The sequence below is a fragment of the Martinezella calliandrae genome (assembly GCF_030272695.1).
GTDB classification, from domain to species: Bacteria; Pseudomonadota; Alphaproteobacteria; order Rhizobiales; family Rhizobiaceae; genus Rhizobium; species Rhizobium calliandrae.
On the sequence record NZ_JARFYN010000020.1, the window covers coordinates 66,826 to 86,853 of the forward strand.

The 20,028-nt window shown below is 57.8% G+C and carries 18 protein-coding genes; 7 read left to right on the forward strand and 11 right to left on the reverse strand.

The features are described from left to right. Positions 1–14 precede the first annotated feature (14 nt). A complete protein-coding gene (locus PY650_RS17110) occupies positions 15–1,907 on the reverse strand; it encodes a peptidylprolyl isomerase (RefSeq protein ID WP_285880609.1) in 1,893 nt (630 codons plus the stop codon). A gap of 180 nt (positions 1,908–2,087) precedes the next feature. Between PY650_RS17110 and PY650_RS17115 the strand changes: the two genes are divergently transcribed. Continuing rightward, the gene (locus PY650_RS17115) at positions 2,088–2,369 is read left to right on the forward strand and encodes a hypothetical protein (RefSeq protein WP_285880610.1); all 282 of its coding nucleotides are present in this window, start codon (positions 2,088–2,090) and stop codon (positions 2,367–2,369) included. A gap of 16 nt (positions 2,370–2,385) precedes the next feature. Here the strand turns inward: PY650_RS17115 and PY650_RS17120 are convergent, their stop codons facing one another. The 5 genes from PY650_RS17120 to PY650_RS17140 form a co-directional block, all read right to left on the reverse strand. After that, positions 2,386–2,877 (reverse strand): hypothetical protein, encoded by a 492-nt coding sequence (locus tag PY650_RS17120; RefSeq protein ID WP_285880611.1) that lies wholly within the window; start codon positions 2,875–2,877, stop codon positions 2,386–2,388. 41 nt (positions 2,878–2,918) lie between these two features. Next, complete coding sequence (locus tag PY650_RS17125) at positions 2,919–4,280, reverse strand: HlyD family type I secretion periplasmic adaptor subunit (RefSeq protein WP_285880612.1); 1,362 nt, start codon at positions 4,278–4,280, stop codon at positions 2,919–2,921. Positions 4,281–4,285: 5 nt separating this feature from the next. Then, a complete protein-coding gene (locus PY650_RS17130) occupies positions 4,286–6,631 on the reverse strand; it encodes a type I secretion system permease/ATPase (RefSeq protein ID WP_432761543.1) in 2,346 nt (781 codons plus the stop codon). Between the two features lie 24 nt (positions 6,632–6,655). After that, complete coding sequence (locus PY650_RS17135) at positions 6,656–8,689, reverse strand: autotransporter outer membrane beta-barrel domain-containing protein (RefSeq protein WP_285880613.1); 2,034 nt, start codon at positions 8,687–8,689, stop codon at positions 6,656–6,658. Between the two features lie 152 nt (positions 8,690–8,841). After that, positions 8,842–9,756: a fibrinogen-binding protein gene (locus PY650_RS17140; protein WP_285880614.1), complete on the reverse strand. Its 915-nt coding sequence runs from the start codon at positions 9,754–9,756 to the stop codon at positions 8,842–8,844. A 1,052-nt stretch (positions 9,757–10,808) separates the two neighbouring features. Here PY650_RS17140 and PY650_RS17145 point away from each other — a divergent pair. The 5 genes from PY650_RS17145 (at position 10,809) to PY650_RS17165 (ending at position 17,313) form a co-directional block, all read left to right on the forward strand. After that, positions 10,809–11,603: a helix-turn-helix transcriptional regulator gene (locus PY650_RS17145; RefSeq protein WP_285880615.1), complete on the forward strand. Its 795-nt coding sequence runs from the start codon at positions 10,809–10,811 to the stop codon at positions 11,601–11,603. Between the two features lie 599 nt (positions 11,604–12,202). Further along, complete coding sequence (locus PY650_RS17150) at positions 12,203–13,825, forward strand: glycosyltransferase (RefSeq protein WP_285880616.1); 1,623 nt, start codon at positions 12,203–12,205, stop codon at positions 13,823–13,825. A gap of 264 nt (positions 13,826–14,089) precedes the next feature. After that, a complete protein-coding gene (locus PY650_RS17155; RefSeq protein WP_285880617.1) occupies positions 14,090–14,554 on the forward strand; it encodes a MarR family winged helix-turn-helix transcriptional regulator in 465 nt (154 codons plus the stop codon). Then, positions 14,547–15,776 (forward strand): HlyD family secretion protein, encoded by a 1,230-nt coding sequence (locus PY650_RS17160; protein ID WP_285880618.1) that lies wholly within the window; start codon positions 14,547–14,549, stop codon positions 15,774–15,776. The genes PY650_RS17155 and PY650_RS17160 overlap by 8 nt, the downstream gene beginning before the upstream one ends. Next, positions 15,769–17,313: a DHA2 family efflux MFS transporter permease subunit gene (locus tag PY650_RS17165; protein ID WP_285880620.1), complete on the forward strand. Its 1,545-nt coding sequence runs from the start codon at positions 15,769–15,771 to the stop codon at positions 17,311–17,313. The genes PY650_RS17160 and PY650_RS17165 overlap by 8 nt, the downstream gene beginning before the upstream one ends. Before the next feature lie 124 nt (positions 17,314–17,437). On the opposite strand, the gene PY650_RS17170 is transcribed toward PY650_RS17165, so the two are convergent. Next, positions 17,438–18,034, reverse strand: coding sequence for a DNA-3-methyladenine glycosylase (locus PY650_RS17170; protein WP_285880621.1), 597 nt, complete (start codon positions 18,032–18,034; stop codon positions 17,438–17,440). A gap of 158 nt (positions 18,035–18,192) precedes the next feature. Between PY650_RS17170 and PY650_RS17175 the strand changes: the two genes are divergently transcribed. Beyond that, positions 18,193–18,447, forward strand: a complete 255-nt coding sequence (locus PY650_RS17175) for a hypothetical protein (protein WP_285880622.1) — start codon at positions 18,193–18,195, stop codon at positions 18,445–18,447. A 226-nt stretch (positions 18,448–18,673) separates the two neighbouring features. Here PY650_RS17175 and PY650_RS17180 read toward each other — a convergent pair whose 3' ends face one another. The 4 genes from PY650_RS17180 to PY650_RS17195 all read right to left on the reverse strand — a co-directional run bounded on the left by PY650_RS17180 (position 18,674) and on the right by PY650_RS17195 (position 19,880). Continuing rightward, a complete protein-coding gene (locus tag PY650_RS17180) occupies positions 18,674–18,994 on the reverse strand; it encodes a BrnA antitoxin family protein (protein ID WP_285880648.1) in 321 nt (106 codons plus the stop codon). Next, entirely contained in the window at positions 18,994–19,239 is a 246-nt protein-coding gene (locus PY650_RS17185; protein WP_285880623.1) for a BrnT family toxin, read from the reverse strand. The genes PY650_RS17180 and PY650_RS17185 overlap by 1 nt, the downstream gene beginning before the upstream one ends. A 124-nt stretch (positions 19,240–19,363) precedes the next feature. Beyond that, positions 19,364–19,630, reverse strand: coding sequence for a hypothetical protein (locus PY650_RS17190; protein WP_285880624.1), 267 nt, complete (start codon positions 19,628–19,630; stop codon positions 19,364–19,366). Positions 19,631–19,652: 22 nt separating this feature from the next. Then, a complete protein-coding gene (locus PY650_RS17195) occupies positions 19,653–19,880 on the reverse strand; it encodes a hypothetical protein (protein ID WP_285880625.1) in 228 nt (75 codons plus the stop codon). Positions 19,881–20,028 lie beyond the last annotated feature (148 nt).

Below are 20,028 nucleotides of genomic sequence, written 5' to 3' on the forward strand. Positions count from 1 at the left end.
CCTCCCAACCGGGCCTAGCGAGACATCGCCTGCTCGGCGAGGCTCTGGTTGACCGTGACGCTATATTTGGACTGCAGGTCGCTGACGATCTGGTCGAGAATGTCGTCGCCGGCGGCGTTGGCAATCTGGGCCGCCTGCTGATCCGCATTGTTCAGCGCGTCGGTCGTCGGATTGTCATTGACGTCGGTGACCTTCAGCAGGATTTGCGTCGTATCGTCAGCGCCGACGGCATTGGCGACCGTGTCGACAGGGCCGGAGAATGCGCCAGCGACGCCGCCACGGCCGAGAACCGGGTCGTCCGTGGTGCGGGTGACCTTCGTCTTGCTTTCGACAGCGATGCCAAGGGGTGCCGCGATGTCAGCAAGCGATTTACCCTTCTGCGCCTCCTGCTTCAGTTCGGCGGCCTTGGCGGCGAGCGCGACCTTCTGCTGCTCGGCGGTCCAGTCGGCAACCGCCTTCTCATGCACCTCGGAGAGCGGGCGATCGTGATCGGGCGTGATGTTCAGCACGTCGTACCAGACGTAGCCGTCGTTGCCGATGGTCACGGGTGCGGTATTGCTGCCCTGATCGGCCTTGAAGACCTCCGCCAGCAATCGCTGCTTGGCGGGCAGGTCCTTGATCTCGTTGCCACTCTTGTCGAGGCCGGTTGCATCGATCGCATCGATGGTCACCATCTTCAGCTTCATTTGCTGAGCAGCTTCCTGCAGGGAGGCACCGGAGCCGCGCAGGTCTTCGAACTTGTCGTGAACATCGTTGATCTCATTGGCGGCGTTGTTGAGCGCGATCTGCTTGCGGATGTCTTCCTTGACATCGTCGAAGTTCTTCGCCGTTTCGGCCTTCACGTTGGTAACGCGCAGAATGACCGGGCCAAACGAACCGTCGACGACGGGGGTCGTGCCGCCTTCCTTGGCAACGGCAAAAGCAGCCTCGGCAATGTTCTTATCCGGAACCTGATCCTTGGTGAAGGTGCCGAGCAGCACATCGGCCGGCTTCTTGCCCTGATCGGTGACCAATTGATCAAAGGTGGTTCCGGTCTTCAGCGCGTCGGCGGCGGCGTTGGCGAGGTCCTTATTGGCGAAGTTGAGCTGTTCGATCGTGCGCGTTGCCGGCGTTGTGAAGCTATCCTTGCGCTTCTCGAACTCGGCACGAACCGCGTCGTCAGTCACGCTTGAGGGATCCGCAACATCCTCGGGCTGCAGTTTCACATAGGCGATCTTGCGGTATTCAGGCGCACGGTACTTCGACTTGACGCCATCGAACCACTTCGAGAGCACGTCCTCGGCCGGCGCCTTGATGGGGTCGATATTGGCATTGGTCAACAGCAGGTAGTCGATGCTGCGGTCTTCGTCATGATATTGCTTGACGGCGTCGACCAGAACCTTCGGTGCGGTAAAGCCATTGGAAACCGCCTCGACGATCTGGCTGCGGACGGCAACCTTGCTGCGTTCCTTGATGTAGTCGTCAGGATTGATGCCGCTGTTGCGCAGCAAGCTCTCGAACTTCTGCCGGTCGAAGCCGCCATTCAGCGCCTTGAATGCCGGATCGTCGCCGATAAGTTGGGCGAGGCGATCCTGCGACAAGCCGAGATTCATATCGCTGGCAAGCTGGTCGAGCGAGGCGCCGGCAACAAGCTGGGCGACCGTCTGCTGTCCGACGCCAAAGGCACGCGCCTGCTCCGGCGTGATCTGCGTTCGCAGTTGCTGGCTGATGGCCTGGATCTGACGACGATAGGCGAGCCGGAATTCGTTGGTACCGATCTGCTGGTCGCCGACCGTCACGACAGTGCTGCTACCGCTGCCGCTGATGAGCGATCGTTCGACCCCCCATATGCCGAAGGCCGCCGCCAGAATAAGCATCAAGCCCTTGGCAACCCAGGTCTGGGCGATTTTTCTCAACACATCGAACATCGGTAGGCAAACCTCGTCATCAACACCATCTTCGCCCACAGGCAAAGCAATCGGAGTTCCTTAGAACAATCCGAACCGGAATTGAAGTGCTACCGAGGAAATCACGTGGAAGGGAGTAATTGCTCCGGAACCTTTACCCAGGATTGACGTTGAAAGCTGAGGTAAATGAAGGAGCCGACGATGGCCGAAACGAAATCCGCTTCCGCCCAATCCGCCTCAGCACAGGCGCACGCTGAAACCGCCGTCGAAGATCTGACCGCCCAGATCGTCGCTCTTCGTGAGGATCTGACGAAACTCTCCCGCAGCATGGCCGCGGTCGGGCAGGGCGCAAAGTCCGTCGTCACCGAGGAAGCGCAGGAACTGACCGATCAATTGCGCGACAGGGTTCGCCAGGAGCCGATCTTCATGATCGCGGCCGCAGCCGGCATCGGTTATCTGGTCGGCCTTCTCAGCCGCCGCTAGGCGCGCCGGAAGCGACCTAAAGCTCGTCATGAAACGTCGGGCTCGCGCGAATGAAGATCCAAAGCGCCTTGCTGATCTCGACAATCTCCTTGATCGAGTTCTCCAGCCTCTCGATTTCGCGTAAGTCCAGTTGCTCCACCTTGCCGTATTTGACGTGCCGGTCGTCCTCCACCAGGCGCATGAGCTGTGTGCTGGAGATTTCGCCGTTTTCGTCGAAGGAATAGATGCAGTGATTGTATTTGTTGCGCATCTTCGATTCCCGCTTCAGCCGGCCCATCAACTCGAGCACAGCACGGCTGTCTTCAACCGGTGTTGACGACAGTTTCGCCAGACGCTCGACCAAATCGATACGCGCGCGCGTGGTGTTCAGTGTCAGAAAGACGATGATGGCCGCGTCCTTCTCCACCTTCAATAGATGCGCGATGATGTAGATCAACAGGCTTTCGGTATTGGTCCAGACATAGTTCAGGCGGCCGACGCGAAGCAAGATATCGGACATTGCAGGCATGGCGCGGTCCTACGCTGAACTGGTCAAAGGCAAAAACACACTCACCGCTCCCTGAAGGCGCGCGACATACTGTCGACCACGGGCTTGGAGAGATATTCGAAAAAGGTGCGTTCGGACGTCTGGATCAATATATCCGCCGGCATGCCAGGTACAGGCTTGAAGCCGGGAATGCGTTTGATCTCCGCGCTCGGGATCTGGACGCGAACAACATAGACATCGCGCTGCGTCGAACCGGAATTGTCCTCGATCGAGTCGGCCGAGACATAAAAGACCTTGCCGTTCAGGACCGGCGTGGTGCGCCGGTTGAGAGACGACAGACGGATGGTCGCAGCTTCTCCTTCACGCAATTGGTCGATCGAGGTGCGCAGCACCTGCGCCTCGATGATCAGCGGGACATTGTTCGGCAATATTTCCATAATCGGCTTGCCCGTGGTGATGACACCGCCGGCGGTATGATAGTAGGAGCGGATGACCGTACCGCTGACCGGCGAGCGAATGACGGTGCGGTCGAGAACGCCCGCCGCCTCACGCACCTGTTCACGCACGCTGTCCAGATCGGATTCAGCCGTTTCCAAAGCGTCGAGCGCCGCCTGCTTGTTGGTGTTGATGGCAATGATCGATTCCTGGCGGTATTTGGCCACCTGAGCTTCGTTCTCGTTCAGCTCTGCATCGATGCGGGCAAGCTCGCCCATCGCGTCCGCCACCGCGCGCTGTACGGCCAGAAGGTCGGTACGTCTGACGACGCCCTCCTTCGCAAGCTTCTCTTTCGAATCCTGTTCGTCGGTCAAAAGGCCGAGCTGCGTCACGAAGGCCTGCCGCTGACCCTGATATCCCTGTGTGCGATATTCGAGCGAACGGATGTTCTTTTCGATAAGGTTTAATTGTTCCTGCAGTTTGGATTGTTTGCTGTGAAAGACGACAACCTGGCTCTGGATCAGGGAGGTCACATCCGGGTCGTCAGCCTCCGCCGTCACGATATCGGGGACCTTGAATTCCTGACTGCCCTCGGCTTCGGCTCTCAACCTTGCAACCACGGTTTCCAGCCTCAGCCGTCTCAGCTTCAGCGCCCGATCGTTGGCAAGGGCTGCCGTCGGATCGAGAGTGAGCAGGATATCTCCTTCTTGCACCACCTGACCTTCGCTCACCATCAGGTCCTTAATGATGCCGCCCTCGAGATGCTGGATGATCTTGTTGTTGCCGGTGGCGACGAAACTGCCCTGGGCAATGACGGCAGAGGCGATCGGCGCGGTGGCGGCCCAATAGCCGAACCCCCCGAAGGAGGCGAACAGAATGGCCAGACCGGAGATGCTGTAGAGCCTGATGGATCGCGGCACCTCGCTGTACCATTCGAGTTGCCCTTGTTCGTCGATTTTGTTCTTTTTGCCTTTGTCGCGCGTGAACATGGCGCTCACCCCTCGATCCCCGATGGCGGCCGGTTTCCAATCTCGTGTTTCGGCTTGCCACTCAGCGTATTCAGTACTTGGCTGCGCTCACCGAACATGGCGACCGATCCGTCCTTCAGAACCAGAATCTTGTCGACGCACTGCAGCAGGGCAGGGCGTTGGGTGATCGTCACCGTCGTGATACCCTGTTTCTTGGCGTGGAGGAGCGCGCGGGCAAGGGCCGCCTCGCCGGCGGTATCGAGATTGGAATTCGGTTCATCGAGGACGACAAACTTCGGATTGCCAAAGAAGGCGCGGGCAAGCGCAATGCGCTGCTTCTGGCCACCGGAAAGCGGCGCACCGTCGGCGGCGACCACCGTCTCATAACCCTGCGGAAAAGTGGCGATCAGTTCGTGCACATCGGCAAGGACGGCCGCTTCGTAGATCAGCCGATCTTCGACGTCATCGCGCATGCGACCGATATTGGCCTTGATCGTGCCTGGAAAGAGCTGCACGTCCTGAGGCAGGTAACCGATGCTCTCGCCGAACTGGCGCTGGTCCCAATTGCGAAGGTCCATAAGATCAAGCCGAACATTACCGGAGGTTGGCAGGATCGAGCCCACCAGCATTTTGCCGAGCGTCGTCTTGCCGGAACCGGAATTGCCGATGACGGCAAGCGATTCCCCCTTCTTCAACGAAAAGGAAATGCCGTTCAAAATGACGCGCTTTTGCGGCGGCGGGACAAACAGAATACGCTCCACGTCCAGCCGTCCCTCCGGATTGGGTAGGCGCAGTCGCGGGAAATTCAGCGGCGAATTCAACAGTAACTGCTTGATGCGACCATAGGCGGCGCGGGAGTGATTGAACTGATTCCATCCCTCTATCGCCCCTTCGACCGGCGCTAGTGCTCGGCCGGAGATGATCGAGGCGGCAATCACCATGCCGCCCGTCAACTCGCCGGAGAGCGACAGATGCGCGCCCCAGCCGAGCAGGGTGACCTGGGTGATCAGGCGGCAAGCCTTGGTGAGACCGGAAAAGATGATGTTGCGGTCCTGGGCGGCCACCTGCGACTTTAGCGAGCCCGCAGTCTCTCGGCCCCACATCTTGACGGCTTCGGGGATCATCGCCAGCGCATTGATGATCTGCGAGTTGCGCGCCATCGAATCGAGATGGAAATTGGCGCGGCTGACGAAGGCGTTGGCTTCGGCGAATTGTTTCGCCGTCATTTTCTGATTGAGATAGGCGATGCCGAACAGGACGGCGCAGCACGTCATGACGATTATGCCGAGATGTGGATGCACGAGATAGACGACGACGACAAAAAGCGGCATCAACGGCGCATCGAGGAAAGCAAGCAGCGTGCCCGAGGTCAAAAAGGAGCGGAGCTGCTGCAGATCGGCAAGCGTCTGGTAGTCCCGACCATTGCCGTTCAATGACGCACGCGCGGCCGCGCTCAGGATCGGCGCGCCGAGCTGAACTTCTAGTTCGACGGCTGTGCGCATCAGGATAAAGCGGCGCACGGCGTCTAAGATGACCTGCAGGAGGATGGCGCCGATGACGGCGATGGTCAGCATGACCAGTGTATCGATCGAGCGGCTGGTCAGCACCCGGTCCGAAATCTGGAAGAGATAGATTGGGATTGCCAGCACCAGGACATTGATGGCCAAAGTGAAGATCATCACGATCAGTATGTTGTGCTGGACGACGGAAATGCCCTTATTCAGGCTAGCGGCGAAATTGATCGGCTGGGTGCTGCGCTTGTGGAAGACGCTGCCGCCATTGCCTCCTCCGCCGCTGCCTTTGGTCTTGTCACCATCATCACCATGACCGTCGCTGGCAGGCGCCCGGCGCTCGTTCTCACGAACTGGACCGGGATCGTTGTCGATCGTGCGAGGTAGCGGCTGAGCGTGGCTCACCTTTATTTCAAACTTGGGTGTCTCGGGCTTGGGCATTTCTGCTTGCCGCGGCTCGCCTGCCGGAGCGCCCTCGGGTGCTATATCGATCACAGAGACCGGATCGATGTCCGAAGCAGGCGGCACCCGCCGCATCTCGAGGTCGGTCGCAGATGCAGCGGGGGCCCCATCAGCCTCCGTCACCACAGAAAGCTCCACGGAGGCGAGGGCGGCTGGCGTGTCCACCATGCTTACGGATGGTGCGTCCAATTTCGCCGGTTGGGCGGGAAAGGCTGGCGCTGGTGCTGCCGCGATCTTAGGCCCGCGCCGCAGCCGCTTCAGGCTCTCCACGGCATTCTCGATGGCCGCCATATAGGACGCTGTGTCGCGCTCGACCACCTGTTCATCCTCCCCAGCAGCCAACGATTTCAGGTGCATTGCCCGGCTTTCCGCCATGCTCAGCTTTGAAATCTGGTTCATCGAAGCACCTCTCACTGTCTCCGATTACGTTACAGTTTGCATGACGTCGCCAACGGCGCCGTTGTGCCAAGACATGTCGTGTCCGAGATCGATGGTTCCATCCTGCGTTGTTTGCGCCTGCGTCGTTTGCGCATCGTGATTGTCCAGAAAGGCGATGGCTTCGTTGGCCAGCGGGTGACTTTGCTGGTTCGCATCCGTGTGGCCATGGTCGACCAGCCCGCCCTGGATGAGGACGGTATCGGTGTAGAGATTGCCGGCGAGATAGGTCGTATGGGCGGCACCGGTATAGTCGGTAATGTTTGCAATATTGACTAGGGCATCGTTGCCGGTGTCGATCGATACCGTGGCGTTCTGATTGTTCGCCACCACGTCACTTGCGACCTTGTGCACGATGTTGGAATCACCGACGACGTTGATCTGCTTGATGACGTTGAGGTCGAAGAAGTTACCGGTGACGTAAAGAACATTCAGCGCCGCTTGACCGGCAAAGCTTGAGTTGTGGGCAAGCCCGTCCGGTATCTCATTGTCGTGATTCTGGATGCTCTTGACCGTGTCATTGACGAAATCGGGCATCGAAGCAAAACGATCGGACAGCCCGACATTGTTGATCGAAGCCAGATTCCAGAGCAGGTTGCCGCCGGTTTGAACATGGTCGCCGGCTTCAGTGCCCGACACCACGTCGTTGTTATAGAGCACCGATATCTGGCTGATCGAGTTGATGTTGAACGCATGGCCGCCCACGATCATCAGGTCGTACTGCGTGCCGAGACCAAAATAGGAGGCCATGTTGACCAAGGTATTGGCGCCGGTCACCAGCGTTGTCTCGGCCCCGGTGGTCGTCACCCGCATCGTGTCGTTGTCAGAGAGGAAATTATATTGCTCCGTCCAGTGCAGGAACGAGACGTCGCCCTCGACGACGCTGACGTGCCAGAAGCTCGGGAAAACCGAATTGCTTTGATCGGTGTGGTCGGGTGTTGAGGTCTCCTGATACTGGCTGTGTTCGAAACCGGCAATGTTCCTGCCGATCGTCAACGCGCTCTGCGAGGACTGGTCACTATTGCCCAAGACGCCATCGACTTTATCGTTGTCGCTGTAAACATAGCTCTGTGAGATCGCGTTGACGGAATGATAATCGCCCATGACGGCCATGACGTGCGCAATGACATTCGTGTCGATGATGTTGACGAGGTTTGCAACGACATTGCCGCCGGCCACGATGTTGAGAGAGTTCGGACCCGATCCCGTCTGATGAACAGCTCCATCTGTCGCTTCGACCTCCGATTTTGGCGCGGCAAGGCCGCGAGCGGGCATGGAGTCTTCGAGATTTGGGACGCTGGTGACCTGTACACCGTTGATAAATATGCCGTCGAGCTGATTGCCGGCAATCGCGAAGTAATGGCTTCCGTCGGGGGCTTGAATATCGGCGCCGCCGTTTGCCTCGATGGTTTTGGCAAAGCTGTGCAGATCGTCGTTGATCTTTATCACGCCGTCAGTGCTCTCCGGCTGCCGGATGGCGGAAAACGGTGAGAGCTCCTCGCCTTTTGCGGTCGCTTGCCCGAGCCAGTTGTAGACGTCGGAGACATCGCGAACGATGTGATGGGAAGAATTCGTCATGTCGAGCACGTCGTCGTCGCGCAAGACGTTGGCCTGCACCAAATGGTCGGTCTCCGAACCTGGCCCCATGTGGATGTCAAGCTTCCCCGGCAGGCCCACAGGCTGGAGCTCGATGGCGGCGGGGCGATTAATGACGGGGCCCTCCACCGGGGCGCGGCTTTCGGGATCGCCTAGGCGTGCGTGATAAGGTTCGTGGTGCAGAGGTGAGTAGCTGTAACGGAACACATAGGGCGCAGAGATATATTTCACCTCGGGCGCATACTCGACTGTCGTCAGATCGGAAGAGAAGTCGTCTTTTGCTACAGTCGGGTCCGTCTGTTCTTCCGGTTTGTCCTCCGGCAATGTCGCATCCGTATAGCTGAGGCGCAGACGCAAATCCTCGATCGGCGTGTCGAAGAGCCCGATGAAGTGGGCGATGATCTCCGATATTTTTTCCACGTGCATGACATGCCCCCCAACTTTCGCAAACACCTGGCTTATCCGGGTCGATGCCGCCGCCGACGGCTTGCATTTCATGGAAATCCAGGTTCAGCCACAGCATGTGCACCGGCCTGTCCTCCGGCCGGTGCACAAAATGCGCGGCTCTCGCTTCGAAATCAGGAATGGCCAGAGGTGGTCACGTGATGATCGCCGCCGACGGCTATATCCGCTGTGTTGGTGAGCAGATTGGCGCCTTGGACCACTTCCTGGTGGAAACCGGAATTGCTGATGATGGCGGTAGAATCCGATGTTGCCGTGCCCGTCATGTCGTGACCGACGCTTGGGACCCCGATCCAATTGAAGGTCGGGTCGAGAGCGAGACCGTCCGCATGGGAATGGCCACCCTCGGCTGTCAGGTTGATGCTGGCACCTTGGTTCTGCATCCCCACATTATAGGCCTGATCCTGATCGGCGAGATTGTTGGCTTGAACCAGACTGAATCCGGTATCATTGCCGCCACCGAGCGCGTTGTTGAGCACGCCATCAATATTGAGATTGAAGGAGTAATCATCCCCGAGATTGAAGGTCAGATCATGGCCGGCGACGCCTAGATTGCCGACATCATGGACATCGCTGATCGTTCCAAAGTTATAGTTGGAATGCGTGCTGGAGTCGCTATAGGAGTAGTTGTCGCGGTTGTCGCCGTTATTGTTGGCCTCGGTGTGGACATTGGTATCGGTCTTGGTAATCGCTTTGTAATCATAATTGTAGCTGTTGTCGCGATTATCGCCATTGTCCTTGATATTGGTCGTTACCTGATTGTCGTGGTTTTGATCGGAGCTGTTGCCACGATTGTCGCCATTGTTGGTGTTGTCGCGATTGTCGCCGTTGTTTTTCACGTCGACACTCGTATCGGTGGTATTGGTACTGGTATTGTTGCTGTTATTGGTATTGGCGACGCCGACAAGACCGGTCGAACCATCATCCACCTGCGTCGAATTGACGGCACTGGTCGCGAGACCATCCGCCAGCGCGCCGGCCTTCAGGTCGTCCTCCGCGCTGACGTTCGCGATATCATAATTAGGAGACATCTTCCATTTCCTCCGAATGAGGAGGCCGTCCCGGAAGTCCCTCTCATCTAAACGGGATCTGCTCGCGACGGCCCCAACTCTGTTAACGTTGCGGCAGGTTTACGCACTACATGTCTACCGTCAAACCGGCCTGTTGGTTCAGACCTGGCCCATTGGGATCTGCGGCTACGCAAAACAAAGGCGCAAATCCGCCTTGGCGCCCCGTGTGGGCGTCAACGCATTCTGCTCTCGACTGTCTCTAGAAATTTGGGGGGAGGAGGTTGACCGGGAACGCGAAACAAGAAACCGGATTGCCGTTGCCCCAAAATTCCGCGGTTGGTGCGGAACAGTGGGATTTTGACCGAAAATGCCACAAGCTCATAGATACCAATTCGGGCTACCGCCCTGTTTCGGTTTCATAAATCGGATCTCGTCGGATGAGCGCACAGGATTTAAAGTGCTGTTGTCACTCGATTTTTCGGGATTTCACGAACCACCTGCCGCCCTGTCCGCCTCACGCAGCGTATCGCCCACTCGTGCAGTCTTAACCCATCCGACTTACACGCGCCGAAATGTCGCGATGCACCCAAGTAATATATTTTAGAAATCTAACTAAGTCTAAAACCGTTGCAAAAATGGATCATGTCCATGAAATTTCAAAATGTAATAAAAAGTATATCGACGCTTACTATGCTTTGAGCCACTCTTCAGTGCATAGAGTCGTCTATTGATAAAGTAGCCGCGATCGGACGGATTGGACCGCGACCTGGTTGTAGAGTACAGCTACCTGAGGTTGGCCAACTAAACGGAAATGTCCGAAAATGTGCAAAACTAAGCACTAAAGCGGTACCCAATTTACCCAAATTCCCACATTCGTGACAATTTTTAACGCTTTTGCCGCAAAACTAACCCCTTTGGGCAATTTCCAATTACGATCGCATGGATTAATATAGTCTTACATTAATTAAGAAGACTGCATAAACAGTCCTATCAGGGCACGATGCTCATAAAAAAACATTCCGGCAAAAAAGCGGGTTAACAAGACATGGCTGCGAGCTTTGGGGGATGCACAAATGTACATCGCAAGCGTAAGAACAGGGGATGCCGAAGACAATCATAATATCATAAACCTGAGACAGACTATCGTCGTACTGGCGGATGCCGATCTCTTTTCCGAATGCCTGGTGCAGACTTTGGGTGCCAGGTTTGAGGCATATGACATCGTTAGCATTACTGACTCGAAGGCACTTCAGGGCAATGTTCTGGAGGGCGTTAAACTGATCCTGCTATACCATCTTCAATCCGAGGAAATGCAGGACACCTTGCATGCAATAAGGGCAAACTCACCCGGAATATCGATCGGGCTGGTCGTCGAAACCATCGATCTGCACGATCCATACGTCGCCAGACTTGTCGAGGGGCGAAACATACACGGCGTTCTGCCGCTCAATCTGCGTCTCGACGTGTTCATGGCAGCGATCGACCTGCTGATGAAGGGTGGCGAACACTTCCCCTCGGCGCTGCTGCGCCGGCTCACTGGGGACGGGCCACATGCCAGCCAGCCGCTCTATCAGGCACAGACCCGTTTTGCCAACGGCCATAGACCCTATGAGGACACTATCGCCATGCGCAGCGGCAGCCTGCAAGCGCTGACCACGCGCGAGGTCCAAATATTGGATCTCATTTGCAAGGGGACACAGAACAAGATCATCGCGGACCAGCTCAGCCTGTCCGAGAACACGGTCAAAGTTCACGTCCGCAACATCTACAAAAAAATGAACGTCCGCAATCGAACGGAAGCGGCCTCACGCTTCTTCAACTCGGACAATGGGCTGGATCGCGATCCGTCACGTCGTTGGCGAAACTGATCCACATCTTTGAATTGAGAGGGGACGGCCGTTCGCGATATCGCGGGCGGCCGTTTTCTGTCTGTCCCGTTCGGGCCGGACATCTCGCCGCGCCAATTAGCCGGAGGTGTGACCGAAAGCGCTTAGGTCGCGCCATCCCCTCGCAAATGCACCCACCCCGCCACGCAGGCCGCTGATGAAAGCGGACTACGTTCCATGAACTAGATCGCCAATACCTCACCTGCGAAATAGCTATTTAGTATATTTTGCCTAATCATTCATCAAATTTCCGTTGACGTAGCGTAAAGTCGTTTTATCATCACTGCATAAACTAAGTTAAGACGCGATTCGATACTCAGGAAAATTGGAGATCTACACGAATTATTACTGCCAATAAATTTGCGTTACTCTTCTCAATCAAAGTATTTTCAGTACAGCATGCGGCTCCATAAGAACCGTTAGTTGAGTAAGGGCAAGGGAGGTGTTGTGCGTAAATTTGTTCCCGTGGATGGCGATCCCCACTCCTCGAAAGGGTTGCCATCCGCCCCTGCGCATCATTGAAGTGGCTTTTGTCAGCGGTGGGGCACCACCACACTCTCTTTTGGTCTGGAGGTGACGCCATGAGCAAAAACCGCGCTGCCAAAGCCACTGCAATCGCCATCAACGCCATGCGTCAGCCGTCGGTCAAATCGGTCGATATCGGTCCGGCAACGCAGCAGGTATTCGAGGGCAGGGTGCGCTTTGCCAATCTGATCGCCATCGCCCTCTGGACGGCGACAATGACCTTCTTCTGGCTTTGGTGGCTACGCAGCGATCACGTCATCGGTTGGCCATCCTATCTGCTCGTCACGCTGGTCCTCGCCTGGATCACCGGCCTGCCGGCCTATTTCATCTTCATCATCCACGATGCGCGGCGGATGCCGCAGGGTGGCGGGCCGTTGCCAGCAGGGCGCATCGCCGTGGTCGTCACCAGAGCGTCCCATGAACCTCGCCCCGTTGTGCAGGCGACATTGCGGGCTGCGCTCGATCAGGTCGGCTGCGATTTCGATGTCTGGTTGAGCGAGGCAAATCCCGACCTGGATATGATGAAATGGTGCATGGAGCACGGCGTCTTCACCTCCACGGCGCCCAAAGGCGTCGAGGCTCCATCGCCTGGCAGGAATGCCATGCTCACGTCCTTCTACGATCGCTTCGGCTACGAACGTTACGATTTCGTCGTGCAACTGGATGCCGACCACGTGCCGGACGAAAACTATCTGCGCGAAATGATCCGACCGTTCCGCGATCCCGGTATCGGCTACGTCTCGGCGACGGGCATCCCTGACACGAATGCAGCGTCGAGCTGGGCGGCAAGGGGCAGGCTCTTTGCCGAAGCCGGCATTCGAGGCTTGTTGCAGGCTGGCTATAACAATGGCTGGGCAGCGCTTTGCGCCGGCCCGCATTGCGCTATTCGCACGACGGCTTTGAAAGAGATTGGCGGGCTCGAGCCGGAGCCCGAGGGCGGGCATTCGACGACACTGGCAATGAATGCCGGCGGTTGGCGCGGTGTGCACGTGCTGGACGCGATCGCTCATGGCGTCGGTCCAGCAACCTTCGCCGATCTCATGGCACAGGAATTCGACCGGTCACGCAGCCGGGTGGCGACCGTGCTGCAATATTCATGGACCTATATGCCGAAACTGCGCGGATGGTTGAAATTCCAGTTTCTATTCTCTCAGCTTTGGTATCCGCTATTGTCCTTAAGCTTGGCTGTCATCTTCACGCTGCCGGTCATAGCGCTTTTGACAGGCCATAGTTTTGTCGATGTCACCTATCCCGCCTTCCTGCTGCATTTCCTGCCGATCGTCGGCGTGTTGATCGCATTTGCCTTTGTCTGGCGCGCCACCGGCACATTCCGGCCCGAAAACGCCAAGATCGTGAGCTGGGAGAGCATGGCGTTTCTGCTCCTCGTCTGGCCCTGGTCGCTGATGGGCTCTGCAGCCGCGGTTCGCGATCACCTTACGGATTCTCCAAGTGATTTACGCGCGATGCACCTGACGACGGCAGGACGGGTGCTGCCGCTTCGCGTCGTTGCGCCCTATTTCGTGCTCAGTTTCGCCTCTGCGCTGGCAATGGCCTTCGCTGTTGATCGCGAAGCCGCCAAAGGCCTCTTTATCTTCGCCGCAATCACCACATTGATCTACGCGGCGCTGATCACGCTGATCACCATCCGGCATGCAATGGAAGACAGAGTTTCCCGTTAGCGCGCCGCGTGTTCATCCGAACGCACCAAGGGCGCTGGTTTTTAAGCCCGGAGCTTGTCCTGTTGCGGGATGATTTCCACCTGCAAGCTTGCGTGCAGCCGCACCCAACGGGCATCCACCACGCCACTGCGACATCTTTGCGACACCCCTGCGACATTTTCGACGATCCGCACAAGATCGTCCTTTAGCCCCTTGTATCACGTGCCCCCTTACTATATGTGACGCCATTATAAGGTTGCTTATGAATAGCAGGCTTCTCATATCATGAACGCGACACCAACTCTCGGCTTTCTCCTGCATGACGTTGCCCGGCTTCTTCGCAAGCGGTTCGAGCAGCGCGCTAAGGATATGGGATTGACGCGTTCGCAGTGGCAAACGCTCGCCTACCTCTCGAACAATGAGGGGATCCATCAGGCGGGCCTTGCCGAAATATTGGAAATCGAGCCGATCACGCTGGTGCGAATCCTCGACAAGCTGGCCGAACGCGGCCTGGTCGAGCGTCGTCAGCATCCAAGCGATCGGCGAAGCTGGCTACTTTATATGCGCGAGGAAGCTCGGCCTTTGCTCGACACCATGCGCAGCATCGGTGAACAAACCCGCAAGGAGGCACTAAACGGGGTCTCCTCCGAAGATCACGATCGCCTTTATCAAGTGCTTACCCTTATGAAAACGAACCTGGTCCAGGCCTGCCGCGCGACGGTGGCCGACAAAGAGACAAACCATGGCTGACGCATCCAATTCGCTTCGCGTACCCGCAAACGCAAATTCCGCCAACGAACAGACCGCAATCGAACAGAGCCAGGGCGCTGTCGCAGAGGCACCGTCTTCCAATCCTGCGCCGGCGCCGGCTGCAGCCGCTCCTGTTGCCACACCCCAGAAACCGCGCAAGCGCCGCAGTCCGACCCGGCCGGTCCTCTTCGCGCTGCTGCCGGTCGTCCTCGTCATAGGTGGCTACTCCTACGTCACCGGCGGTCAGATCATGTCCACGGACAATGCCTATATCCAGGCCGATATGGTCGGTGTTTCGACCGATGTTTCCGGCACGGTGATTTCGGTCGACGTGCATGACAACGAGGTGGTGAAGAAAGGGCAGGTGCTCTTCCGCCTGAAGCCAGACTCATTCCGCATTACGCTGGAAGGCACGAAGGCACAGCTTGGCGCCGCCCGCAACCAGATCCTGAACCTGCAGGCAAGCTACAAGCAGGCGGTCGCCGAAATCGCGCAGGCGCAGGCAGATATTCCCTATTTCCAGACCGAATTCGACCGTCAGCAAAACCTGATCAACAGCTCGGTCGCCTCTAAGGCTGCCTATGATCAGGCCAAGCACAATCTCGATGCTGCTCAGCAGAAGGTCTCCGTCGCCCAGGCGCAGGCAGCAACGACACTCGCCCAGCTTGGCGGCGATGCCGACCAGCCGGTAGAGCAGAATCCGCTTTATTTGCAGGCCAAGGCAGCCGTCGACAACGCTCAGCGCGAGCTTGACGATACAATTGTGCGCGCGCCGTTCGACGGCATCACCGCAAACGTGCCTTCGCTGCAGGTCGGTGCCTATCTGAACGCCTCGCAACAGGGCTTCTCGCTGGTTTCCACCACCAATATGTGGATCAATGCCAGCCCGAAAGAAACCGAGCTGACCTATGTCCGCCCTGGCCAGAAGGTTTCGATCTCCGTCGACGCCTATCCGGGAGTTACCTGGAAGGGAACCGTCTCGAGCATAGCACCGGCCTCAGGCGCCAGCTTCTCGCTGCTGCCGGCACAGAACACCACGGGCAACTGGGTGAAGGTCGTGCAGCGCATTCCGATGAAGATCAGCATCGACGACATGAATGGTAAGCCGCCGCTGCGCATGGGCATGAGCGTCGTCGCCGATGTCGATACCGGTCACGCCCGCGGTCTGCCGGATGCGGTCGCAAGTCTTCTGGGCAAATCCCACGGTCAGGACAATGAGTAACGCTGGCGCAGCTTCACCCTCCGGCCCGATCGCCAATCGCGGCGCTATCACCGCCTGCGTCATCTTGGCCGTCATCATGCAGGCGCTGGACACGACCATCGCCAACGTCGCTCTACCCCATATCCAGGGCGACGTCGCGGCCAGTGCCGACCAGATCAACTGGGTTCTGACATCCTATATCGTCGCCGCTGCGATCATGACGCCGCCGTCGGGTTTCCTCGCGGCCAAGTTCGGCCGTAAGCGCGTACTGCTGGTCGCGATCGCAGGCTTCGTCGTCGCCTCCGTGCTCTGTGGTCTTGCACAGTCGTTGAACCAGATCGTCGGTTTCCGCCTGCTGCAAGGCCTGTTCGGAGCAGCTCTCGTGCCGCTGTCGCAAGGCATTCTTCTTGACATCTACAATGTCGAGGAGCGCGGCAAGGCCATGGCGCTGTTCGGCGTCTCGGTCATGGTCGGTCCCGTGCTCGGGCCGGTCATCGGCGGCTGGCTGACGGATAATATGACCTGGCGATGGGTGTTCTACATCAACGTTCCGATCGGCGCGCTCGCCTTTGCCGGCATCGTTGTCTACGTGATGGAAACCAAGCGCGACGCGCTCGCCAAGCTCGATCTCTTCGGGTTCGGCATGCTGTCGATCGCCATTGCCGCCCTGCAGCTCTTCCTCGACCGCGGCGAACAGCTGGACTGGTTCCACTCCGGAGAGATCATCATCGAGGCCCTGGTTTGTGCCTGCGCCTTCTATCTCTTCCTGGTGCACACATTTACGGCGGAACGATCCTTCGTGAACCCGAGACTGTTTCTGGACCAGAATTTCACCGTCAGCATGCTGTTCATCTTCATCGTCGGCGTCACCTACCTGGCTTCGCTTGCGCTGATGACGCCCTACCTGCAGACTTTGATGGGCTACCCGGTCGTTACCGCCGGCATCGTCATGGGTCCGCGCGGTGTCGGCACGATGGTGTGCATGTTCACTGTCGGGCGGCTGATCGGCAAAATTGATACGCGCTGGCTGCTATTCATCGGCCTCGCCTTGACCGCCTGGGCAATGTACGAGATGACCGGCTGGACGCCCGACGTCTCGCAATGGACGCTGATTTCGGTCGGTTTCGTCCAGGGAGCAGGCCTCGGCTTCCTGTTCGTGCCGCTGACGACGATCGCCTTTGCGACGCTGCCGGCACATATGCGCGGTGAGGGAACTGGCCTCTACAATCTTTCGCGTAACATCGGCTCGAGCGTCGGGATCTCCGTCGTCTCGGCGCTGATCACCGAAAACACTCAGGTCAACCACTCCACGATTGCCGCCTATGTGACGCCGTTCAACCACGCTTTCGATGCGACGGTCGCCCAGGCCGTCAGCCCGCTCACGATGGCAGGTCGCGCCGCGCTCGACGGCATGATCACCACGCAGGCGACCATTATCGCCTACATGGACGATTTCAAATTATTGATGCTGATGTCGATCTGCGCGATGCCGCTGCTTGTGCTGCTGCGCAAACCGAAGGCCCCACCGGCGGTCGACCACAGCATCGCGATGGAGTAACCGCGTAGCCTTTCCAGTTTCACTACGCGGTAGCATGACCGCCGGGCACCACCCCGGCGGTCTTTTTTTAGAGCAATTGCTGGAAATTTGCACCGCGGTTTTCCGTCTGGAATTGCGTAACGCTCTAGGGAAACCTGCGGCTGACGAAGCGCGAGCCGACCGCGCCGAAACGCCATAGCGGCTCGACGTTCTTCGTTATCCCGATCCGCTTGCCCGCGACCACGGGCACCGGCTCGGCCATGCCAATCTCGAAGGGGGCCGCGTCCAGCGCCAGCCCGTTCAGGCTAATATCCACGCCCAAGGCCTGCGTCAGCTTTCCCGGTCCGTTGCAAAGATCGATGAAGTTGGCAACGCCTCGCCGCCGGATCATGTCCTCGATGCCGCTCTCCGGCTCCAACGCCCGGATGAGCACGGCGCTGGCGGCCTTGCAGACGAAATTCAGGCACCAGTGAATGCCATAGGACCGGTAGATGTAGACACGCCCCGCCGGTCCGAACATTGCCGCGTTGCGCGCTGTCGGTCCGCGAAAGCTATGGGATGCCTCATCGTCAGGCCGATAGGCCTCCGTCTCGACGATGCGACCGCCGGCGCCCGCAATTGTGAGGCGTGAGCCGATAAGATCGGACGCAACGACAACTGCATCACGGGAGAAGAATGCGGCGAGGGCAGGGCCGGTAAGGGGTGGCGAGCCGATGGATAAGGGCTGGTCGTTAGGCGTCATAGGCGAGGGCTGTGTCCTTTTTAAAATTCGATGCCGTTTGGTTGACGTGGTGGCCTGGGATTTCACCCTCTTGATTTCCTATCACTCCTTTATGCGGGTTCAGAAATGAAATGTTCTCTGATAGGGAAGGGACCATGTGAGACTCGGATTGGAAGAAAATGGCTGCGCGGGATCGATATTCAAGAAAGCTCGAATGCTCTCGTTGTGGCAATAGCGGTTTTGCCGAGGTCTCGGAGGATGACAATCCTCGCCGTCAGAACCCTGGCTTTCTCGTGGACGAAATGCCGGCGGGCTTTTTCGACGAGCGCAAATCGAACGATCCGGCGAAATATATGATCCGCTGCCAGTGCGGCAGCGTCTTCCCGTTCAAGCAGAGATCTCACTATGCGCCCGGCGGCGAGCCGAGAGCATAGCCATCTGGCAATTCCACCCGACGAGGCTTATGGCAAATCGGGAACGGTTCCCGATTTGGGCGCGAAAGCTCTATACGAACTAGCCAAGCCCTCACCCCCCCAACAAATTCGTAACGCCGTCGAAGAACTCCTCGTCGACGGCCAGAAGGTAACGGTAGCCGACATCCGCAGGATGAAGGTCGAGGCAAATCTTGCGCACTTGCCGTACGGGCAACCCGGTTTTGAGTTACCCGCCGATTGCCTTCCGGAGATCATCATTCATTCGGCTCTGCCATCCTTTTCCGGTGGCCTTGTATCGATCGACGATATCCTGATCCAGGCGAATGGTGACAGGCGTTTTGGTGACATCCGCCTTCGGCCGCCCACGCCTGGCAATCTCTTTATCGATGCTTGCAGCCAGATCGGGGAGAACCTCCCGGAGCGGCTTCAAACTGGCGATCTGCTCATCGGTGAGTTCCGGGTTATCTGGATCGGATGCAATCATCTTCTGAATTTCGGCCTCCTCCTCATCGGTGAGTGGGCGCTTTGAGGAAAACTTGATAGCCATCATGCTCTCCTTTCCTTGGAGCTTGCTGGACGCATGGAAATTACGGAGATCGCTTCCGAACCGAGCGGCTTGAAGACGACAGCGATAACCATCTGGCCGTCCAATTCGCCAACGGCTACGAAACGGTCGGCCTTTGCCGGGCCAATCTTGGCATCACGGAAGAACTCGAGGGACAGATCAGCGAAGTCCAGACGGTGCTTGGTCAGGTTCGTTTCGCGCTTCGTTTCGTCCCAGATGATCTTCATATATTGTATGTACGATAACTGCCTGCGACCCGCAATAAAGTAATTGTATGTACGGTAATTATTTTCGTACGTACGGCAACTTTCGGAGCCCGATCGGCGTAACCGCTGGTCGGGCGCCACACACTTAGGCGTGCGTGCTGAAGTAGTAGAGCAGGACGAAAGAGCCGACAAGCATCACGAGGCTAATTGCGAGGCTGCGTAGTGGAGCTCCCCTTCTTCCAACCTCTGGCGCGAATTGTATTATGAACAACGAGGAGGATGCCGACACGCGAAACTCTTCCCAAAGCCATTGCGCCAGAACGCACAGACGCCAGCGAACAACGCCGTCGAGATAGGGTGTAGGCCCGCGCTCCATGGCCTGGGCCAGGGCCGCACGGTGCTGATCGTTCAACCGAGACTGCTGACCGGGAGGCTTACCATTGATCAGGCCTTCGGGACCGCGCGTTGAAGCGCATGACCCAGTCCCGAACGATCTGGAGTGTGACATTGCCAAGCCGGGAGGCATCGGGACGCGAGGCTCCATCATAGATCGATGCAAGCGCCAACAACCGCCGCGCCTGGGCTGCGTTCTTCGTCTGCCGCGCCAGCCGCCGCAGACCCTCTCCATCAAAATCCTCACGTAACGAAATCCCTGATCGCATCGCAGACCTCCGGTTTGCACCAGAGATTCAGATTCACGCCATTTTGGGAAGCCTAAAAAGTCGGCCTCAGCGAGACGCCGTATTAGGCGACAATAGGCGTATGCTGTCGATCAGAGAGAGTGCAGAGCAGACGAAGGACAAGGTCCGA